This is a genomic window from Desulfofustis glycolicus DSM 9705, from assembly GCF_900130015.1.
GTDB classification, from domain to species: domain Bacteria; phylum Desulfobacterota; class Desulfobulbia; order Desulfobulbales; family Desulfocapsaceae; genus Desulfofustis; species Desulfofustis glycolicus.
In genome coordinates, this window is record NZ_FQXS01000012.1 from 80090 (window position 1) to 97979 (window position 17890).

A 17890-nucleotide genomic window follows, 5' to 3' on the forward strand; every position below is an offset into this window, starting at 1 on the left:
GTTACGCCCAGCCGCCCGGCAGCACTGCGTAGATGCAGAAGAACAGACTGACTGCGGCAATGATGATGCCGGCGGTGGTGCTGTTATAACGCTCGTCGCTGTATTCGGACCAGCCGTGGACTTTGTCGACGAGCATTTTATCCTGTTCGACCGGAATGCGCATCATCAGAGACGGGATGCGCTCGGTAATCATCGATACCGTAGTCAGCAGGAAGAAGCTGAGCGGCACGCAGAACAGCGAGCCGGACATGCCGACCTTGGCCTGCAGGCCGGTGGATATGACGATGTCGGGGAAAATATACGGTGACACGAGAATGTAGACGAGACCGGAGACAAGAATGGAGGTAAACGCTCCATAGCGATTGGCCGGTTTCCACCAGACACCGAGAATAGCCGCCGGGGCAACGGTAACGCCGGCCAGGCCGAAGGCCCAGAGAATACTGACCACCAGGAAGGTGGGCGGATCCAGCGCAATCAGGATACTGGCGGCACCGCCGCCGGCAATGGCCGCATAGCCGATGATTTTCATGGTCTTGTCCGGCAGGTTCGGCTTGATCGTGGCAATGATATCCTGGGCGATCATCGCGCCAATGGCCATCAGGTTGGCACTGATCGTCGACAGGCCGGCGGCAATGGCGCCGGCAATAACGAAGGCCAGCACCCAGGCCGGGTTGTAGACGCTGTTGAGAATCAGGGTGATCTTGTCAAAGTCGGTCGGGGCAATGGCCTGACCGGATGTTGCCTGGAAGAAGACGCCGGAAAACCCCATGGTATAGGTGGCGCTGAAAACGATGCCGCAGAAAAAGGTGAACCAGAACATCGCATTTCGCGCGCTTTTCAGGTTCGATGCGGTGTAGACCCTCATGCCGAGATGGGGCAGGCCCATGGCGCCGATGGTAAAGCAGGGGATCAGGGCCAGGTACCATTTAAAACCGTATTTCATGTCGAAGAAATCCGGCACCGCCTCGAGCATGGCCGGGACCATATCGCTGTAGAGCAGTGGTGGGAAATACCAGCCGGTGCCGCCCATGGCCTTCATGATCGCGCCAAGCGGAATGACAAAGGCAATGCCCATCAAGATCATCTGGAAAGCGGCGTTGTAGCTGGTACCGTACATGCCGCCGATGGTGACGTAGCCGACAATCAGAGCACCGCCGCAGATCAGTGAGATACTGTAATTGAAGCCGAACAGCATTTCAAAGACCTTGGCGACACCGATCATCTGGCCAAGGGCGTACATGACCATGACGAGAATCATGAATAGAACGGTGATGTAGGATGTCGACAGACCGTAGCGCTCACGAACAAACTGTGCCGGTGTAAATGCACCCAGGCGCCGCAATGGTGCTCCGTACCAGAGGGTGATGAGCGGTATCGACAAGGAAAACTGGATCCACATATAGACAAACGGTACCTTGAGGTTCAGAATCAGTGCCGTAACGCCCATGAAGGTGGCCAGGCTCATGTAGCTCGACGCCATGCCGAGGCCGTTGGTGACTGCCCCGATACTGCGGCCGGCCGTCCAGTAGTCGGTCGCGATCTTGGCCCGTTTCTGGGAATACCAGCCGATCAGGTAGAAAATGACGAACGAAGCGCCGACGAAAACGATACCGAGCGTCGGGCTAGATAATACCCATTGTTGCTGTTCCATGATAATCGCGCCTCCTTACCCGACGTTCTCGGTTGAACCGCTGTACTCTTCAATCTCGTCATCGAGATCGTTGGACAGCTTGGCCTGGAACCAGACGACTACCATCAGACCGAGCCAGCCCATCAGCACCGGGATGATATATTGTGACGGGAAACCAAAGACCATGTGGTTCTGCAGGCTCGGAAAAGCCACGAAAAATAATCCGAGATGCCCGCAAATCAGCAATAACACACTGAAAATGAGGGTGTATCGAATTTCCTTCTTGTACGCGCTATTCATGCTCTCCTCCTTTTGAAAAACTGCCTTTTGGTTTTCCCTCGCCGTCGTTTTCCCGGGAGTCCGATCGATCTCGGCCAGGAGCCTGCGGAGGGGCGTTTTATCTGCGACAGGGCCGATGCCCTGCCGGTATCAGCAAGTAAGGAGCGGTGGTCGTCCCGGGCTGACGGGCGGCATGATCGTCGTCACAGCCTCGTCATATATGTTAAAACAGCCCGGCGAAACAGTGTTATAGCGCCGTCCCGGTTCAGGTCCGAAACAGATCGACCATTGGTCAGTGCGAGAGAGTCAATCAGCAAAGAGCGAGCGCTCGTTCGTCGCCGGTGGCGTTGATTCCTTCCGCGCTCTGAGCTACAGGGTCCGGAGGGATCGGTCAGGGGCGATCGTGAGGAGCTGGAAGGGGTATCTGCTCGTCCTTGGTGAGTGGAGGTCCTCCCGGAGTAGGAAAAATCATGAGCGCATTTACCGGATAACGATTACACTTGTGATCATCCTGAGCGAGCGCTCACTCTGAATACGCCTGAATATAAATTCACTGCATGGAAAATGTCAACGATTTTTATGTATCGTTTTTTTAGTGGGTTAGACAGCCTATGCAGTGCGACAAAGAAGGAGTGATGGGGCGGGCCGGTCGCTGAGGGACGAGCCGACGGAAGTTGGGTTTGACTGGTCTGGAAAAAACAATGGGTGAACGACATGACCGGAGACGGGCGGATTATTATCAATACCGGCGATGGCAAAGGTAAGACGACGGCTGCTCTGGGGCTTGCCTTTCGGGCGCTCGGCCACGGCCGGCGGGTATGTGTGATCCAGTTTATCAAAGGGCAGGGGGAATACGGGGAGAGACGTTTTGCCGAATCTCAGGCGGGACTCGACTGGTTTATCTGCGGCAAGGGCTTTGTCTTCAAGAAGGAACGGATCGAAGAAGATCGGTCAGTGGCGCGCGCGGGCTTCGAACTCGCGCGCCAGAAAATTGCCTCTGACGCCTACGACCTGATCATTCTCGACGAACTCACCTACCTGCCGCAGTTCGGTTTTCTCGACGTTGCCGATATTATTGAGGTCATCTCCCAGAAGCCGCCGCGGCTGACCATTGTCATCACCGGCCGCAACGCGCCGCCGGAGTTGGTGGCTATTGCCGATACGGTGACCGATATGCAATCCGTCAAGCACGCTTTTGCCAGTGGGATAAAGGCCCAAAAGGGTATCGAATTCTGAAGGGGGGGTGCACATGCTGCCAGCCGCAGGAAGTATTACCGGCCTGAAAGTGCTCGACCTGTCGCGGATGTTGCCCGGGCCTTATTGTTCGATGATCCTTGCCGACCATGGGGCGGATGTGATCGCCGTCGAAGATCGTCGCTTTGCCGCCGACAACCTGTTCTTCCCCGGTCTCTACCGCAACAAGAGGCATCTGTGCCTGAATCTGAAGGATCCTGAAGGCAAAGAAATCTTTCTGCGTCTGACCGAAGCGGCCGACGTCGTCATCGAGGGGTTCAGGCCGGGAGTCACCGAGCGGCTCGGCATCGATTACGATAGCCTCAGTCGCATTCACCCGGGACTCATCTATTGCTCGATCACCGGCTTCGGACAGACTGGCCCGTATCGGTATCGTGCCGGTCACGATGTCAATTATCTCGCCGTTGCCGGCATTCTCGATCTGATCGGCCCGAATGACGGCCCACCGACCATCCCCGGGGTTCAGATTGCCGATATTGCCGGCGGTGGTCAGCAGGCGGTGACTGGAATTCTGCTGGCGCTGCTAGCCAGAGCGCGGACCGGCAGAGGCCAGCACATCGATATTTCAATGACAGACGGCTTGCTCGGCCTGTTGGCCCTGCCGCAGGAGTTGTGCAGAAGATGCGGATCCGAGCCACGCCGGGCCGATGGCCTTCTCTCCCACCGCTATGCCTGCTATAATGTCTATCAGACGGCCGATCAGCGCTATCTTGCGGTCGGCGCCCTGGAGCACCGGTTCTGGAAACAGCTCTGCACCCTGCTCGATATTCCCGACTTTGCGGATCGACAATACGATGAATCGTGCCGGCAAGAGCTGATCGACGTGCTGCAAGAGGCAATAGGCCGCCGCACCGCGGTGCAGTGGGAAGAACTGTTGGCTGACCATGATGTCTGCTGTACGACGATCAGCAGCTTTGCCGACATTTTTTCGCACCCGCTCTTTGTAGAACGCCATATGATCGTGTCCATCGACGATGACGCCGGCGGTACGCAGCAAGCGCTCGGCATTCCGATTAAAATGAGCGAAACGCCTGGTTCGATCCGCCGACCGCCGGACCGATTCGGCGGCAGTTCGGAGCAGATCATGGCGGATCTTGGCTATTCGGCTGAACAGGTGGCCGATCTGCGGCGCCGGGGGGTTATCTGACGGTATGGCCGGTCGGCGGTGCACCTGCGGTCCGCGCTGTCGGGGCCGACTTCAGGAGAAGGTTTTATGAACGTTGATTATTCCGATTTTTTCAAGGTGTTTGCCCAGGTCAGCAAGGCCATTCATTCCGGCGAGAATACCACCGAGATCCTCGAGCATATCGTCAAGAACATCAGATCGTTATTGGGGGCGAAAGGCTGCATTTTCTGGATTGTCGATCATGGTCGGCAGAAGATCGAGACCATGGTTTCCGACGGCTTTCCGTACCGCAATCTTGCCGATGTCAACTATCGGGAACTCAGCAGGATTTTCGATCCGACCGATGGGCCCTTCGTTTACATTGCCGATGCCCGGACCGATCGTCGGATTCCGGAGGTCGACACCATCGGTAAGAAAAGCGTCGGCTCGATCATCGGCATGCCGTTTGCTATCATCGGCAATCACGCCGGTATTCTGGCCGTCTATTTCTATGCCTTTCGCGAAATGAGCGAACGGGACCGGGAAATCATCACCGCCCTCGGTGAGCAGGGCGCCATCGCGCTGCACAAGGCCCTCAGTTATGATGAGAAGATGCTGCAGAACCTCAGGCAGGTCGTGGAGGTCCTGGCCCTGGCCATCGAAGCGAAAGATGAATCGACTCACGGTCATTCGGTACGGGTGGCCCGGTTTGCGAAAATGACGGCCGAACACCTCGGTCTGCCGGAAGCCGAGGTCGAGGCCATCCACCATGGTGGTCTGCTCCACGATATCGGTAAAATCGGCATGAATGATGATATCTTGGAACGGCTCGGTATCCTGTCCCGACGGGAAATGGATATCGTTCGCCAGCATCCGGTGATCGGGGCCAGGATTGTCAGTCCCTTGCGCTTTCTTGACGACGTGGTGCCCTTGATCCGTCATCACCATGAGCGTTACGACGGCAGCGGTTACCCCGATGGTTTGCAGGGCCAAGCTATTCCATTGGGTGCCCGGATTCTGACGGTTTGCGATGCCTTCGAGACGATGTTGGCCGGCCGCACCCATTTCGCCCGGATGAAACTGGCAGATGCCGTGGTCAACCTGCAACAGGGAGCCGGCCGACAATTCGATCCGGCCGTTGTCGCCGCGCTGTTTGCCGCCCTGACGGAACACCCGGACCTCGTGGCCGATGGGATTTGCGGCTCCGATCTGGCCTGCTTGCAGCGTTACCGGCAAAAATTGGCGGCCGGTCGACCAATGGCCGCACAGCTGTTTATCTAGCCCCATGACCGGGAGTTACAACGCAGTATGAAAATTATTACCACGACCGGCAGGGCTGGTTGGCTGTCCCGAAGGCTGTATCGCGAAGGCCCGGCGGAGCGGAGAAGCAGGCCCGAAGGCTTCTCGCCAGGCCATGGATGGCCTGTCTGCCGGCCGCGGAGCCCGGCCGATCAGGCCGCAGCGCAGCAGCCGGAGGGATAGCCAACCAATCCGGGAACTCGATTTTCATTTAAACATTTCCAGTCAACCAACACCGGAGCAACCAACAATGCAACAGCATCTGGTCGATGAGCAATCGGGCTCCTGGTTGAAGTTTGTCCTCGGCATTATCCTGCCGACGGCGCTCGTCATCATGATCGCTGTCGGTTCGATCTATGTGGTGATTATCCCGGTTTTCAAAGAGACCTTTCTCGATAGCAAACGAGAAATGATTCGCGAGTTGGTCAATGTTGCCTGGAGTGTCATGGTGCTCTATGAGGAGCAGGAGCAAGCCGGCCTGTTGAGCCGTTCCGAGGCCCAGGAAAAAGCGGTGGAGGAGATCGAACACCTGCGCTACGGCCGGGAGGGCCGTGATTATTTCTGGATCAGCGATATGCACCCCCGACTGGTGATGCATCCCTACTCAAAAGAGTTGATCGGTAGTGATCTCAGCTCTTTTGAGGATGCCGGCGGCAAGCGATTGTTCATGGAAATCAAGGAGGCCCTGTCCTCGGCCCAAAGCGGCTTTATCGGTTATATCTGGAACAAGAAGTATGAAGAATCGATGGACGTTCCCAAGTTATCCTACGTCAGAAAATTCGAGCCGTGGGGCTGGGTCGTCGGCACCGGTGTGTACCTTGATGACGTTGAGCAGAAAACCGACGAGATCACCAGGCGATTGACCCGGATGATTTATTTCGGCATGGTGGTCATTGCCCTGCTGTTGACGGTGACCGTGATACGCAGCCTGATCATCGAGCGGCGGCGGCGGAGTGCCGAAGCGTCGTTGCGGCTGTCCCGGGTGAAATACAAGACGCTCGTCGAGGCCGCCGTAGATCCGATCATGATGCTCCACAACGGTTTTTGTCTCTATGCCAACAAGGGAATGGAAGAATTACTCGGCTACAGCGGTGCCGAGCTGGAAGAGATGAATGTGGCCACCCTGGTTGCCGGAGAAGGCGCCGCGCATGAACAGAGCCGGGAGATCTGGGAAAACGCTCTGCACGGCTACGTGACGGTCGGACAACACGAGATCGTGCTCAAACGCAAAGACGGCCGTCCGTTGACAACCGTCGTCAGTTTGGCCCGGAAAGACCTGGGTTCTCAGAAAGTCGTCGTATTGACTGCCCGCGATATCCGCAACAGCAGGCGGCTCGAGGAAGAGCTGGAGCAAAGCCGAGAACGGTTCCGGCAACTGGCCGACCGCCTGCGTATTGGCATGTTCCGGACTGGTGCCGGCGGTGGCTTCAGGTTTCTCGAGGCCAACGATGTGACGAAGGAGTTGCTGCAGCAGCAAGGCGGTAGACCGTTGCTCGAAGCCAACCTGCTTGATTTTTTTCCCGATTCGCAGGAACGACAGGAACTCGTTGCGAACCTGCAGCAGGATGGACTCGTCAAAGAGAAATCCCTCAGTCTCAAGGATTCGCAGGGCGGATCGCGAACGATATCGATTTCCATGGTCCTGGTCAGGGACGAGGACGGCACACCCCTCTATTGTGACGGCCTGCTGGAGGACATCAGCCGCCGTCAGCAGAGCGAAGAGGAGCGGGAAAACTTGATCGTCGAGTTGCAGACATCCCTGATGTTTTTAAACCAGCCGGTGCGCAGTTCACTGAGCGGCTATATTTCCTGCAACCTCAATACGCCGATTCGCACGGCGGCTGCCATGATGAGCGAGGCCGGGCGCAGTGCGATCCTGGTGACCAGTGAGTCCGGGGCGATGATTGGTATCGTCACCGATCTCGTTCTGCGCGAGCGGGTGGTGGGCGGTACGGTGGCCATCGATGCTCCGGTCTACCAGGTGATGAGTGCCCCGCTCATTTACATCGACGATTCGGCACTGATTTTCGAAGCCGTTCTGCTACTGCAGGAGCGGGGCATCAAGCACCTGGTGGTCAGGGATGCCGGCGGGGCGGTAGCCAGTGTGATCAGCAACGAGGAGCTGCTCGATGTGCATCGCTACTCGTCGGCTTTTGTGCTGGAACAGATCCGCAGTGCAGCTTCGGTCGGTACCATCGGGGTCAGCCTGAGACGACTGCCGCGCATCATCAAGGCCCTCATCGACAGCGGTGCCCATGCCGAAAATATCACCCGGGTCGTTACCACGATCTCCGATACGGTGCTCACCCGGCTGCTCGATCTGGCCATCGCCGAACTCGGCGAGCCGCCGGTTCAGTTTGCCTTTGTCAGCGTCGGCAGCGAGGGACGCGGCGAGCAGACCCTGGTTACCGACCAGGACAATGCCATCATTTTCGCCGATGTCGCCGAGGTTCGGTCGCCCGGGGTGCATGAGTACTTCCAGCGTCTCGGGTCGATGGTCTGCACCTGGCTCGATCAGGTCGGCTACCGTTTCTGTGCCGGCAACGTGATGGCGATGAACCCCTCCTGGTGCCAGCCGCTTGCCGTCTGGAAAAACTATTTTTCCAAATGGATCGGCGAATCCGGCCCGGAAGAGTTGATGGAAGTGAGCATCTTTTTCGATTTCCGCTGTCTTTATGGTACCGCTTCCCTGACCGAGCAGCTTCGCACCCACGTTTTTACAAAAGGAATGAAGCAGAAGGCCTTTCTTTATCAGATGGCCCAGAATACCTTGCTGTTCAAGGTGCCGATAGATTTTTTCGGCAAACTCGCCGTCGAGTCCGGAGGGGAGCATCCCGACACCTTCAATATCAAGCACGTAATGGCCCAGGTTATTGTTTTTGCCAGGATTTATGCAATTTTCCATGGCCTGGAAAGTACCTCGACCCTGCATCGCCTGGACAGTTTGCTGGAAAAAGGGGTACTCGGCAAAGAGCGGCATGCGGAACTCAGGGAGGCATATAACTATCTGATGCAATTACGACTCAGGCATCAGCTGAAGCGGATAGACGAGGGAGAGGAACCGGACAACCATGTGCATATCGACGAGATCTCGCCGATGGAAAAGGAGCTGTTGGAAAAGATCTTCGGCCAGATCAACCAGTTGCGCAAACAGTTGAGCCAGGTTGGTCAGAGCGAGATCTATTTCTAGTGGGAACCTTGAAAAATTGGCATTTCGAATTCTTCAAGCTCCCCTCGTCTCCGAACCGGCCGTGGGTAGCTCGAGATCGGACGGTGGCGGAGGGGAAACACGAGATCAGGGAGGAGACATGAGAGTTAGCGAGGCGTTGTCCAGGCGCAAGTCAACCCGGGCTTTTTTGCAACAGGATATCGAGCCGGAGAAACTGCGGCGCATTCTCGACGCGGCGCGACACGCCCCGTCGGGTGTCAATATCCAGCCGTGGCAGGTGGCGGTGGTGACCGGCACGGCCAAACAGCAGCTCCAGCAGCAGCTCGAGGAAGCGTTTCGCCGCGGCGAGGAACGGCGGATGGATTACCAGTATTACCCGCTGCAGTGGCAGGAACCCTATAAATCACGACGGATCGAATGCGGTCTGCAGCTCTATTCCAGTCTCGGCATTACACGCCAGGACAAGGAGCGGCGGCAGGAGCAGTGGGCTGCCAACTATCGAGCCTTTGACGCACCGGCGGCCCTGTTCTTTTTCATCGAGCCGTCTCTGGAAACCGGTTCCTACATGGATTACGGTATGTTCCTGATGGCCGTAATGCTGATGGCCGTCGAGGAAGGTCTGGCAACCTGCCCGCAGGCGGCGCTCGGTGAATACCCGCAGCTTGTCAAGCGCACTCTCGGCTATCGTGAAGACCTGCTGTTGCTCGGCGGTCTGGCAATCGGCTATGAGGATACGGCGGCCCCGATCAATCAGTATCGCACCTCGCGCGAACCCGTCGAATCGTTTACTCGCTTCTTCTCGGGCGATTCTGTGTAAGACCGGCTCACCTAATGTTCTCCGGGCGCGTACGGAACAGAGGACGCACCGGGTGGCGGCACGAATGATGATACTTCGGGATGACAGACATGGCGCACGTATTACGTGGTGATTTTTCGAAAGGTAAAACGGCGCCCCGGCAGACCGGCAGCGATGGTGAGACGGTCCCCGATTACCGGCTGCTGCTTTCCGTCTGTTTTTCCGATCCGCTGATCTGGCGACGGCTTCTGGTGCCCGGCACACTGACCCTGGCCGATCTGCACCGGATCATCCAGATCAGTCTGGGCTGGTGCGACAGTGACGCACATCGGTTTCTCGTCGGCAAGATCTTTTACCAACCGCGCCCTCTTGCCGCCGGGCAGGACGGAGCAATCGGCTATGACGAGGCGGCCGCTTCCCTGCACCAGCTGGAAGAGGGGATGCAGTTCATCTTTACCTATCTCTATGATGGCGGTCAGGGCTGGGAAATCGAGTTGACTTTGGAGGAGGTGGTCAGACCGCCGATCTCCGGTGGCTGTCCGGTCGCCCTGACCGGAGACCGGGGGTGTCCGCCCGAGTCGATCGGTGATATCCATCGTTATCAGTGCCTGCTTGCCGAATTGGACCAGGATCAACTTGATCGGAATACCGTTCGTCTGTCCCTGCCCGGCGTTCCTGACTTTTCCGTGACGGCCTGCGATATTACGGTTATCAATCAACGCCTTGCGCACCTATTTCCGGGCGAACACCACTGACCCGGGGCCTGTGGCCCGGTCCGCCCGGCGGTAATCCGATATCCGGCGACGGGTCGCCCCAGCGCGCCGGCACGTCAGCTGGTGCTTGGCGCGCCGGCCGAGACGTGGTATGGAGTGCTGACTGCTTACCGAGCTGCAGTTCGGGCGGGAGCACCGGCACCGGTCGCCGCCGAAAATCCCCATTTCTGACAGAGTGTTGAGGTATTCATGTTTCGTTCCTTTTTCAGGACCAGAAAATGGTTCTGGTGGGCCTATGGCGGCGGTCTGGGATTGCTGGTTTCCCTTTACATCCAGGTACGGCTGACGGTCAGGATCAACGAATGGTACGGCGGCTTTTACAATATGCTGCAGCGAGCTACTGAGCACCAGGTTGCCGAGTTCTGGGGTGAGATGGTCAAGTTCGCCTGGATCGCTTTTCCCTATGTCCTGATCGCTACGGCGACTGCTTACGTGACCAGGGTTTACGCCTTTCGCTGGCGCGAGGCGATGACCTTTTCCTATGTGAGTAAGTGGCAGACCGTCGAGCAGGAAGTGGAGGGCTCCAGTCAGCGGATCCAGGAGGATATCTATCGTTTTGCCCGTATTTTCGAAAGCCTCGGACTCCAGGTGGTGAGGGCTATGCTGACCCTGATCGCCTTCCTGCCGATCCTCTGGGCCCTGAGCAGCGGGGTCGATCTGCCGCTGGTCAGGGAAATCCCGGGCAGCCTGGTCTGGGTGGCCCTGCTGGTATCGCTTGGTGGCCTGCTTATTTCCTGGTTCGTCGGGATCAAACTGCCGGGATTGGAATACAACAACCAGAAGGTGGAGGCGGCCTTTCGCAAGGAATTGGTCTATGCCGAAGACGACAAGGTCAATTTCGGCAAGACGGAGACGCTGGTGGAGCTTTTTACCGGTCTGAAGATCAACTATCACCGACTCTTCCTCCACTATGGCTATTTTGATATCTGGGTCAATTTCTTCGAGCAGCTGATGATCATCGTCCCCTATCTGATTATGGGGCCCGGTCTGTTTACCGGACTGATCACGCTGGGCGTGCTGGTCCAGGTCTCCAATGCCTTCAGCAAGGTCCGTGAATCATTTTCAATTTTTATCGCCAATTGGACAACCATCACCGAGCTGCGTTCGATCCATAAGCGTCTTCGGGAGTTTGAACACAATATCGGTTATTGACGGACAGCGGCGGCGGCCATATCATCCGGGTAAAGGGGAGCTTGAAAAATTCGGAATTTCGTTCAAGATCGAGGCGCGCAAGAAAATTTTACCGCAGGCATATACATGATATTTCGAGGATAAAATGTGATTGAGCAACAACGAGATTGGGCGGAATGACAATTTTTCAAGGTTCCCTAGAGAGGACCACCGGCAGGACAACACAAGAGGAGTATGGGATGACAGAGGAACTGAGTAGTGAGCAACGACAGCAATTAGAACAGTGGCTCGGACCGGAGCGCTTTTCCACCGGCCGGTCCCATCTTGAGTTGCACATGCATGATATTTCCCCGCACAGCGGTGTTCTGCCGGCGGCGGTCCTCTGGCCGGAGTCGACCGAGGAGGTGGCGAAGATCCTGGCCTGGAGCTACGGCCAGGAAATTGCCGTAACCCCCTGGGGAGCCGGGACGAGTACGGAGGGCAACCCACTGCCGACCGTCGGCGGGCTGGTCATGGATATGACTCGAATGAACAGGATTCTCACGGTTCGACCGGAGGATCTGCAGGTCGATGTGCAGCCGGGGGTGTTTCGCAAGGAGCTGAACGCCCGGTTGAGCAGCGAGGGATTATTTTTTCCGGTGGACCCGGGGGCAGACGCGACCATCGGCGGCATGATCGCCAACAACGCCTCCGGGGTTCAGACCGTCAAGTACGGGGCAACCAAGGATTACGTACAGCGCCTGACCGTGGTCCTCCCCGACGGCAGGATTATCAGGACCGGCTGCCGGGCGCGCAAGTCGTCGTCGGGCTACGATCTGACGCGACTGTTTGTCGGTTCCGAGGGTACGCTCGGGGTGGTGACCGAAGCTACCGTGCGCCTGGCCGGGGTTCCCGACTGTCACCTGGCGGTAACGGTAACCTTCCCCACGCTGGAAGCGGCCTCTGAGACCGTCGCGCTGATGATCGGCTCGGGTATGGACCCGGCAGCCCTGGAACTGCTTACCGAGGAGATCATCCATCTGATGAACGAGGAAAAGGGGCTCGGCCTGGCGGAACAGCCGTCGCTGTTCTGCGAATTCCACGGCGCCAGCGAGGCGATGCTGCAGGAAACGGTGGCGTTGGCCCGTGAGCTATGCGAAGATTGCGGCGCCCTTGACTTTCGTTACGGTATCGACCCGCAGCAGCGGGCCGATCTCTGGCGGGCCCGGCATGAGGCTTGGGAAACGATCCATCGAGCCCATCCCGGCACACGCACTTTGATCGTCGATGCCGCGGTGCCGATTGGCAGCTACCCGGAAATGGTGGTTTTTGCCCGGCAGCTCGTCAGGGAACACGGTGTGGCCGGCTATGTCTTCGGCCACGCCGGCGACGGCAATCTGCACGTGGTACTAGCCGGCGATCCCGAAGACGACGTCGAGTGGGACAAACTGGAGGACATCAACCGGCGGGTGGTCGAACGGGCCATCGAGCTGGACGGGACCTGTACCGGCGAGCACGGCGTCGGCATCGGCAAGCGTCGATTCATGCGGTTGGAGCACGGCGACAGTTATGATGTGATGGCCCAGATCAAACAGCTGCTTGACCCGAAGGGGTTGATGAACCCGGGTAAGATCTTTCTCTGAACCCTCACCCCCGGTGTTTTCGGCAGCGGCCAATAGCCGTCCGCACGGCACCGGCGAGTGCCGGCCAGCAGGACGGATCGTCGCGAAGTGGGCGGCTGATTTCCAGCTGTACGCCGCTGCCGGTCAGTCCCCGGTTGCAGACGTTGCGTTGATGGCGGCCACTGTGGCGACCGGTAGCTGCGATGACGGCCGGCTGGCCACAACGGTCCATTTCCTCGACAATCAGGTCGCGCAGCCGGGTGTCACGGCCGCCGACGATTACCACCGCTTCAACGGCCCGGCAGCCATGCACGGTGATCACCCGGAGCGAGCGCGTCACTAGGGCCAGGCCCGCTGGATGGTCCCAGTGATGGCTGGTAATGTGCAGGACGCCGTTATCGGCGCCTTTGGCACCATTGAACAGGAAATAGTTGTATTCATCCCCGGCGATGAGTCGGGCGATATCTGAGGTGTGCGGCTCGACCGCGCCGCCGTGCGGAGCCACAATAGTCGTCGTCGCTCCACGGTCGGCTTGTTCGATGACAAAGTCGTGTTCGTGTTGGAGCAACAGTGAAAAGTTGGGATAGGTGTCCATTCGTACACGGTTTTTTTATACGAAAATCGGTTCCACAGGCTGAACTTCCCGGGCTGGTTGGTTCTCCCGGAGGCTGCATCGCGTAGGCCCGGCGGGGCGGAGAATCAGGCCCGAAGGGTGGCGGGCAGGACGTCCGCCACCGGCGGCCAGGCCATGGATGGCCTGTCTGCCGGCCTCGGAGCCCGGCCGATCAGGCCGCAGCGCAGCAGCCGGAGGGAGGATCAACCAGCCCATCCTACCAAGGCGCCGATTTTCATCGCTTGTTGTGACGTTCCTTCATGGGGGTTAGATGACACTCGTGAATCCCCGTTGAGCGATCGTGCGCCTGGCCGGGGTGCCTGCTTTTCGCTGTACCGGAAACGACCGGACAAAGCAATTGAAAAGCCACCATATTGCTGCTAAGCTCGATACGGTAAGCGGTTTAGCCTTGCGAACAGAGGCTGCGTGAGCAACCATGACCCGGGCGTGTCGCCCCCCCGGCTTTGCCGGGGCGTCGCTTTCCCGGGCCGCTACAGATCGAGGAGGATGATATGAAGCTGCGCTATTTTTCCCACTCATCATTTCAGATTACCACCGCTGCCGGTCAGATCCTGCTCATCGATCCGTTTCTCGATGACAATCCGACCTCGCCGGTTGGATCCGACGAGGTAACTGCCGATTTCATCGTGCTGACCCATGCCCACGCCGACCATGTCGGCGATGCCTTCAAGATCGCAGAACGGTGCGATCCGTTATTCATCTGCGTCCATGAGCTGGCCAATTATTGCAGCGACAAGGGCTTTCGTGCCCACAACATGCACATCGGCGGAGCGTACGAGTTTGAATTCGGGCGGCTCAAATTCACCATCGCCCACCACGGCTCGATGACTCCGGACAACACCTACGGCGGCCTGGCCGCCGGCGTCTTGCTGACCATCGATGGCAAGACCCTCTACCACACCGGTGATACCGGCCTGTTTTACGACATGAAGCTGATCGGCGAGATGAACCCGGTCGACACGCTGTTACTTCCGATCGGCGATAATTTTACGATGGGCATTGACGATGCGGTCAAAGCGGTGGAATTGATCAATCCACAGCTGGCGATCCCGATGCACTATAACACCTTCCCGGTGATTGCTGTGGACCCGGAGCTCTTTGTGCAGAAAGTCGAAGCGCTCGGGAAGAAGGCCCGGGTCATGGCCTACGGGGAAGAAATCGATCTTTAGCACCGCGGGTCGAATAGCGGTAGAACCCGCGCAAGAGCCGCTCCGTCGGACACGGCCATGGCGGGCGGAGCGTCAGTGAACGAAATCGAAAAGACGACGAGTTCTGCGTCCGGTCAGGGATTGCCGCCCACGGCAGCTCTTTCCAGTCTGTTTCTCTGTATCCTGTTTGGTGCCAATGCCGTCGCGATCAAGATCAGCCTCGGCGGGCTCGGCGTCTTTACTTCGGCCGGACTGCGTTTCGGTCTGGCCGCGGCGACCATCTGGTGCTGGGCTCGACTGACCGGCAAACCGCTGTCATTGAACAGGAAGCAGCGGCTCCAGTTGGCACCGCTCGGGCTGATCTTTTTTGTCCAACTCTCCCTCTTTTATCTCGGTATCGACCGAACCACCGCATCGCACGGCACGCTGATCACCAACGCCCTGCCGTTTGTGGTCATGGTGCTGGCCCACGTCTTTCTTGTTGACGACAGGATCTCCTGGCGCAAGGTTGGCGGTCTGGTTCTGGGATTTACCGGTGTGGTGCTGCTCTTTATCGATTCCATCGGGTTGACCGCTGAAGTTGTGCAGGGGGATCTGCTGGTGTTGCTGGCTGTTGTTGTCTGGGGCAGCAATGCCGTTTACTCCAAACGGATTATTGCCGCTTTCCAGCCGCTGCAGTTCACCGTTTACCCGATGCTGATGGCGGCGCCGCTGTTTTTGATGTGTGGCGTGTTCGTCGATCCGGTTATGATCAAGCATTTCGATACAACCATTGCCGCCGCCCTTTTCTACCAGACCTTTGTCACTGCCGCTTTCGGCATGGTTGCCTGGAACACGCTGATCAAACGGTACGGGGCGACCGCCTTGCATGCGTTTGTCTTTGTCATGCCGATTTCCGGGGTTACCTTAGGGGTGCTGCTTCTTGGCGAGCCGTTGACGGTGAATCTGGTTGCCGCAATTATCTTCGTCTCGCTGGGACTGCTTGTGATTAATCGCAGACGTCCGCCGTTATCGCGGTAGACCGGACAGGAGTCGGCTACCGGTTAGAGTGAGGGTGAACACCGTTTAGTTGACGTTTACGCAAAATGTATTGCCATCGAGCATGCGCTCAGCTAAGCTCAGGGAGATCGTTACCTCATTAAATCGGGTGTGCGTGCGACCGTTGTCGGGGCGGAAGGTTGTCGTCGCTTCGGCTTCGCATCACGCGTCGTATGGTTTGTCAAAGAGATGAACAAGAAGAGGAGGAGAGGGTATGGGGCATGAAACACTGCAGGTTGGAGAGTGCTATGAGTATCCGTTGATTATCAAGAAACTGCTGACGACGGCGCTCACCTATGCCACCGACCAGGAAATCGTTTACCGGGATCGGTTCAGGTGCAGCTATCAACAGCTCAATGAGCGGATCCACCGGCTTGCCGGCGGACTGGGGCGACTCGGCATCCAGGCCGGTGATACGGTGGCGGTGTTTGACTATGACAGCAATCGCTACCTTGAGAGTTTTTTCGCCATTCCGATGATGGGCGCGGTGATGCAGATGGTCAACTGGCGCTTGTCCGCCAACCAGCTTGAATACACCATCAATCATGCCGAGGCCCGACTGATCATCGTCAACTCCGACTTTCTGCCATTGCTGGCGCAGATCCGCGAGCGACTCACCTGGGTTGAGAAAATCGTTGTGATCATCGAAAACGAGCAGGTGGCGGAGAGCTCGCTCGAGATTTGCTGCGACTACGAACAATTGCTCGCGGACAGTGCCGATCATTATAATTTTCCCGATCTCGACGAGCATACCAAGGCGACGACGTTTTATACCACCGGAACCACCGGGGACCCGAAAGGGGTCCATTTCAGTCATCGGCAACTGGTGCTGCACACCCTGTCACTCGCTCTGGCCCTGGGCAGCTACGAGACCATCGGGCGGTTTCGCTCCGATGATGTGTATATGCCGCTCACACCGATGTTTCATGTTCATGCCTGGGGACTCCCCTACGTTGCGACGATGCTCGCTACCAAGCAGGTCTACCCCGGCAAGTATGAACCGGAGATGCTGCTGAGGCTCATCGTCACGGAAGGGGTTACCGCTTCCCACTGCGTACCGACTATCCTGCAGATGCTGGTATCCAGTCCGGCCGCCCGCCAGGTAGACCTGTCGCGCTGGAAGGTCATTATCGGTGGCGCCAAACTGTCCACCGGGCTGGCGGCGGCCGCGCAACAGCTCGGTATTGTCGTTTATACCGGTTACGGGATGTCGGAGACGTGTCCGGTGATCAGTCTGTCGACGCCGAAGACCTCGATGCTCGGCAGCCTCGATGACGACGCGCTGCTCAACCTGGTGGTCAAGACCGGCCTGCCCATTCCCCTGGTCGAGTTCGAGGTGGTTGATCTTGATGGCCAACCGCTGCCGCACGATGGTCAGACGGTCGGCGAGATTGTCTTCCGGGCCCCCTGGTTGACCAGGGACTACTTCAAGTCGCCGGCCAAGACCCGGGACCTCTGGCGTGACGGTTGGCTGCACAGCGGTGATGTCGGGCATATCGACGCTGCCGGCTATCTTCAGGTAACCGATCGGATCAAAGATGTTATCAAGACCGGCGGCGAGTGGATTTCCTCGCTGGATCTCGAGAACTGCATCAGCCGTCATCCGGCCGTTCTGGAAGCGGCGGCGATTGGTGTCCCCGATGATAAATGGGGTGAGCGGCCGCTATTGATCGTCACGCTCAAGCCTGGCCAGGAGGAAGCGGTCGACAGTAAGGGGTTGCAGGAGTTTATGGCTGATGCGGCGAAACAGGGCTTGATTCCCCGTTATGCGGTGCCGGATAAGATACTGGTCGTAGCCGAGCTGCCCAAAACCAGCGTCGGCAAACTGAACAAGCGGATGATGCGCCAGGAGTTCGGCTGATTCTCCGGCTCGCCGGGCCTATGGTGATGCAGCCTCAGGCAGAACCGGCCAGCCCGGGGAGCTGATTTTATATTGACAAGGCCCGGATGGGGAGGAGACTATAAACTATTGTCCTGCTTGTCCCAATCGGCTAGGATTGGTGACTCGTTGATTCACCGGCAGGGCGGTCACC

General features: G+C 57.9%; 14 protein-coding genes. 11 read left to right on the forward strand and 3 right to left on the reverse strand.

The window, feature by feature from the left end:
• Position 1: 1 nt before the first annotated feature.
• Both BUC26_RS11240 and BUC26_RS11245 read right to left on the reverse strand, forming a co-directional pair.
• A complete protein-coding gene (locus BUC26_RS11240; protein ID WP_073376044.1) occupies positions 2–1651 on the reverse strand; it encodes a sodium:solute symporter family transporter in 1650 nt (549 codons plus the stop codon).
• A 15-nt stretch (positions 1652–1666) separates the two neighbouring features.
• Positions 1667–1930, reverse strand: a complete 264-nt coding sequence (locus BUC26_RS11245; RefSeq protein ID WP_073376046.1) for a DUF997 family protein — start codon at positions 1928–1930, stop codon at positions 1667–1669.
• 693 nt (positions 1931–2623) lie between these two features.
• Here BUC26_RS11245 and cobO point away from each other — a divergent pair.
• The 8 genes from cobO (at position 2624) to BUC26_RS11295 (ending at position 13058) form a co-directional block, all read left to right on the forward strand.
• On the forward strand, positions 2624–3145 hold the full coding sequence (cobO, locus tag BUC26_RS11250; RefSeq protein WP_073376047.1) for a cob(I)yrinic acid a,c-diamide adenosyltransferase: 522 nt from the start codon (positions 2624–2626) through the stop codon (positions 3143–3145).
• 13 nt (positions 3146–3158) lie between these two features.
• On the forward strand, positions 3159–4310 hold the full coding sequence (locus BUC26_RS11255) for a CaiB/BaiF CoA transferase family protein (RefSeq protein ID WP_073376049.1): 1152 nt from the start codon (positions 3159–3161) through the stop codon (positions 4308–4310).
• A gap of 66 nt (positions 4311–4376) precedes the next feature.
• Complete coding sequence (locus tag BUC26_RS11260) at positions 4377–5549, forward strand: HD-GYP domain-containing protein (protein ID WP_073376051.1); 1173 nt, start codon at positions 4377–4379, stop codon at positions 5547–5549.
• Between the two features lie 268 nt (positions 5550–5817).
• Positions 5818–8757, forward strand: coding sequence for a DUF294 nucleotidyltransferase-like domain-containing protein (locus BUC26_RS22715; RefSeq protein ID WP_161949841.1), 2940 nt, complete (start codon positions 5818–5820; stop codon positions 8755–8757).
• Positions 8758–8875: 118 nt separating this feature from the next.
• Positions 8876–9553: a nitroreductase gene (locus BUC26_RS11280; protein WP_073376052.1), complete on the forward strand. Its 678-nt coding sequence runs from the start codon at positions 8876–8878 to the stop codon at positions 9551–9553.
• Between the two features lie 89 nt (positions 9554–9642).
• A complete protein-coding gene (locus tag BUC26_RS11285) occupies positions 9643–10287 on the forward strand; it encodes a plasmid pRiA4b ORF-3 family protein (protein ID WP_073376053.1) in 645 nt (214 codons plus the stop codon).
• Between the two features lie 207 nt (positions 10288–10494).
• The gene (locus tag BUC26_RS11290; protein WP_073376055.1) at positions 10495–11457 is read left to right on the forward strand and encodes a putative transporter; all 963 of its coding nucleotides are present in this window, start codon (positions 10495–10497) and stop codon (positions 11455–11457) included.
• A 218-nt stretch (positions 11458–11675) separates the two neighbouring features.
• Positions 11676–13058 (forward strand): FAD-binding oxidoreductase, encoded by a 1383-nt coding sequence (locus tag BUC26_RS11295; protein WP_073376056.1) that lies wholly within the window; start codon positions 11676–11678, stop codon positions 13056–13058.
• A 4-nt stretch (positions 13059–13062) separates the two neighbouring features.
• On the opposite strand, the gene BUC26_RS11300 is transcribed toward BUC26_RS11295, so the two are convergent.
• Entirely contained in the window at positions 13063–13632 is a 570-nt protein-coding gene (locus BUC26_RS11300; RefSeq protein WP_073376058.1) for a poly-gamma-glutamate hydrolase family protein, read from the reverse strand.
• Between the two features lie 530 nt (positions 13633–14162).
• On the opposite strand from BUC26_RS11300, the gene BUC26_RS11305 reads away from it, so the two are divergent.
• The 3 genes from BUC26_RS11305 (at position 14163) to BUC26_RS11315 (ending at position 17718) form a co-directional block, all read left to right on the forward strand.
• Positions 14163–14840: a metal-dependent hydrolase gene (locus tag BUC26_RS11305; protein ID WP_073376060.1), complete on the forward strand. Its 678-nt coding sequence runs from the start codon at positions 14163–14165 to the stop codon at positions 14838–14840.
• 75 nt (positions 14841–14915) lie between these two features.
• A complete protein-coding gene (locus BUC26_RS11310; RefSeq protein ID WP_073376061.1) occupies positions 14916–15839 on the forward strand; it encodes a DMT family transporter in 924 nt (307 codons plus the stop codon).
• A 232-nt stretch (positions 15840–16071) separates the two neighbouring features.
• Complete coding sequence (locus tag BUC26_RS11315; RefSeq protein ID WP_073376063.1) at positions 16072–17718, forward strand: fatty acid--CoA ligase; 1647 nt, start codon at positions 16072–16074, stop codon at positions 17716–17718.
• The last annotated feature ends 172 nt before the right edge of the window (positions 17719–17890 follow it).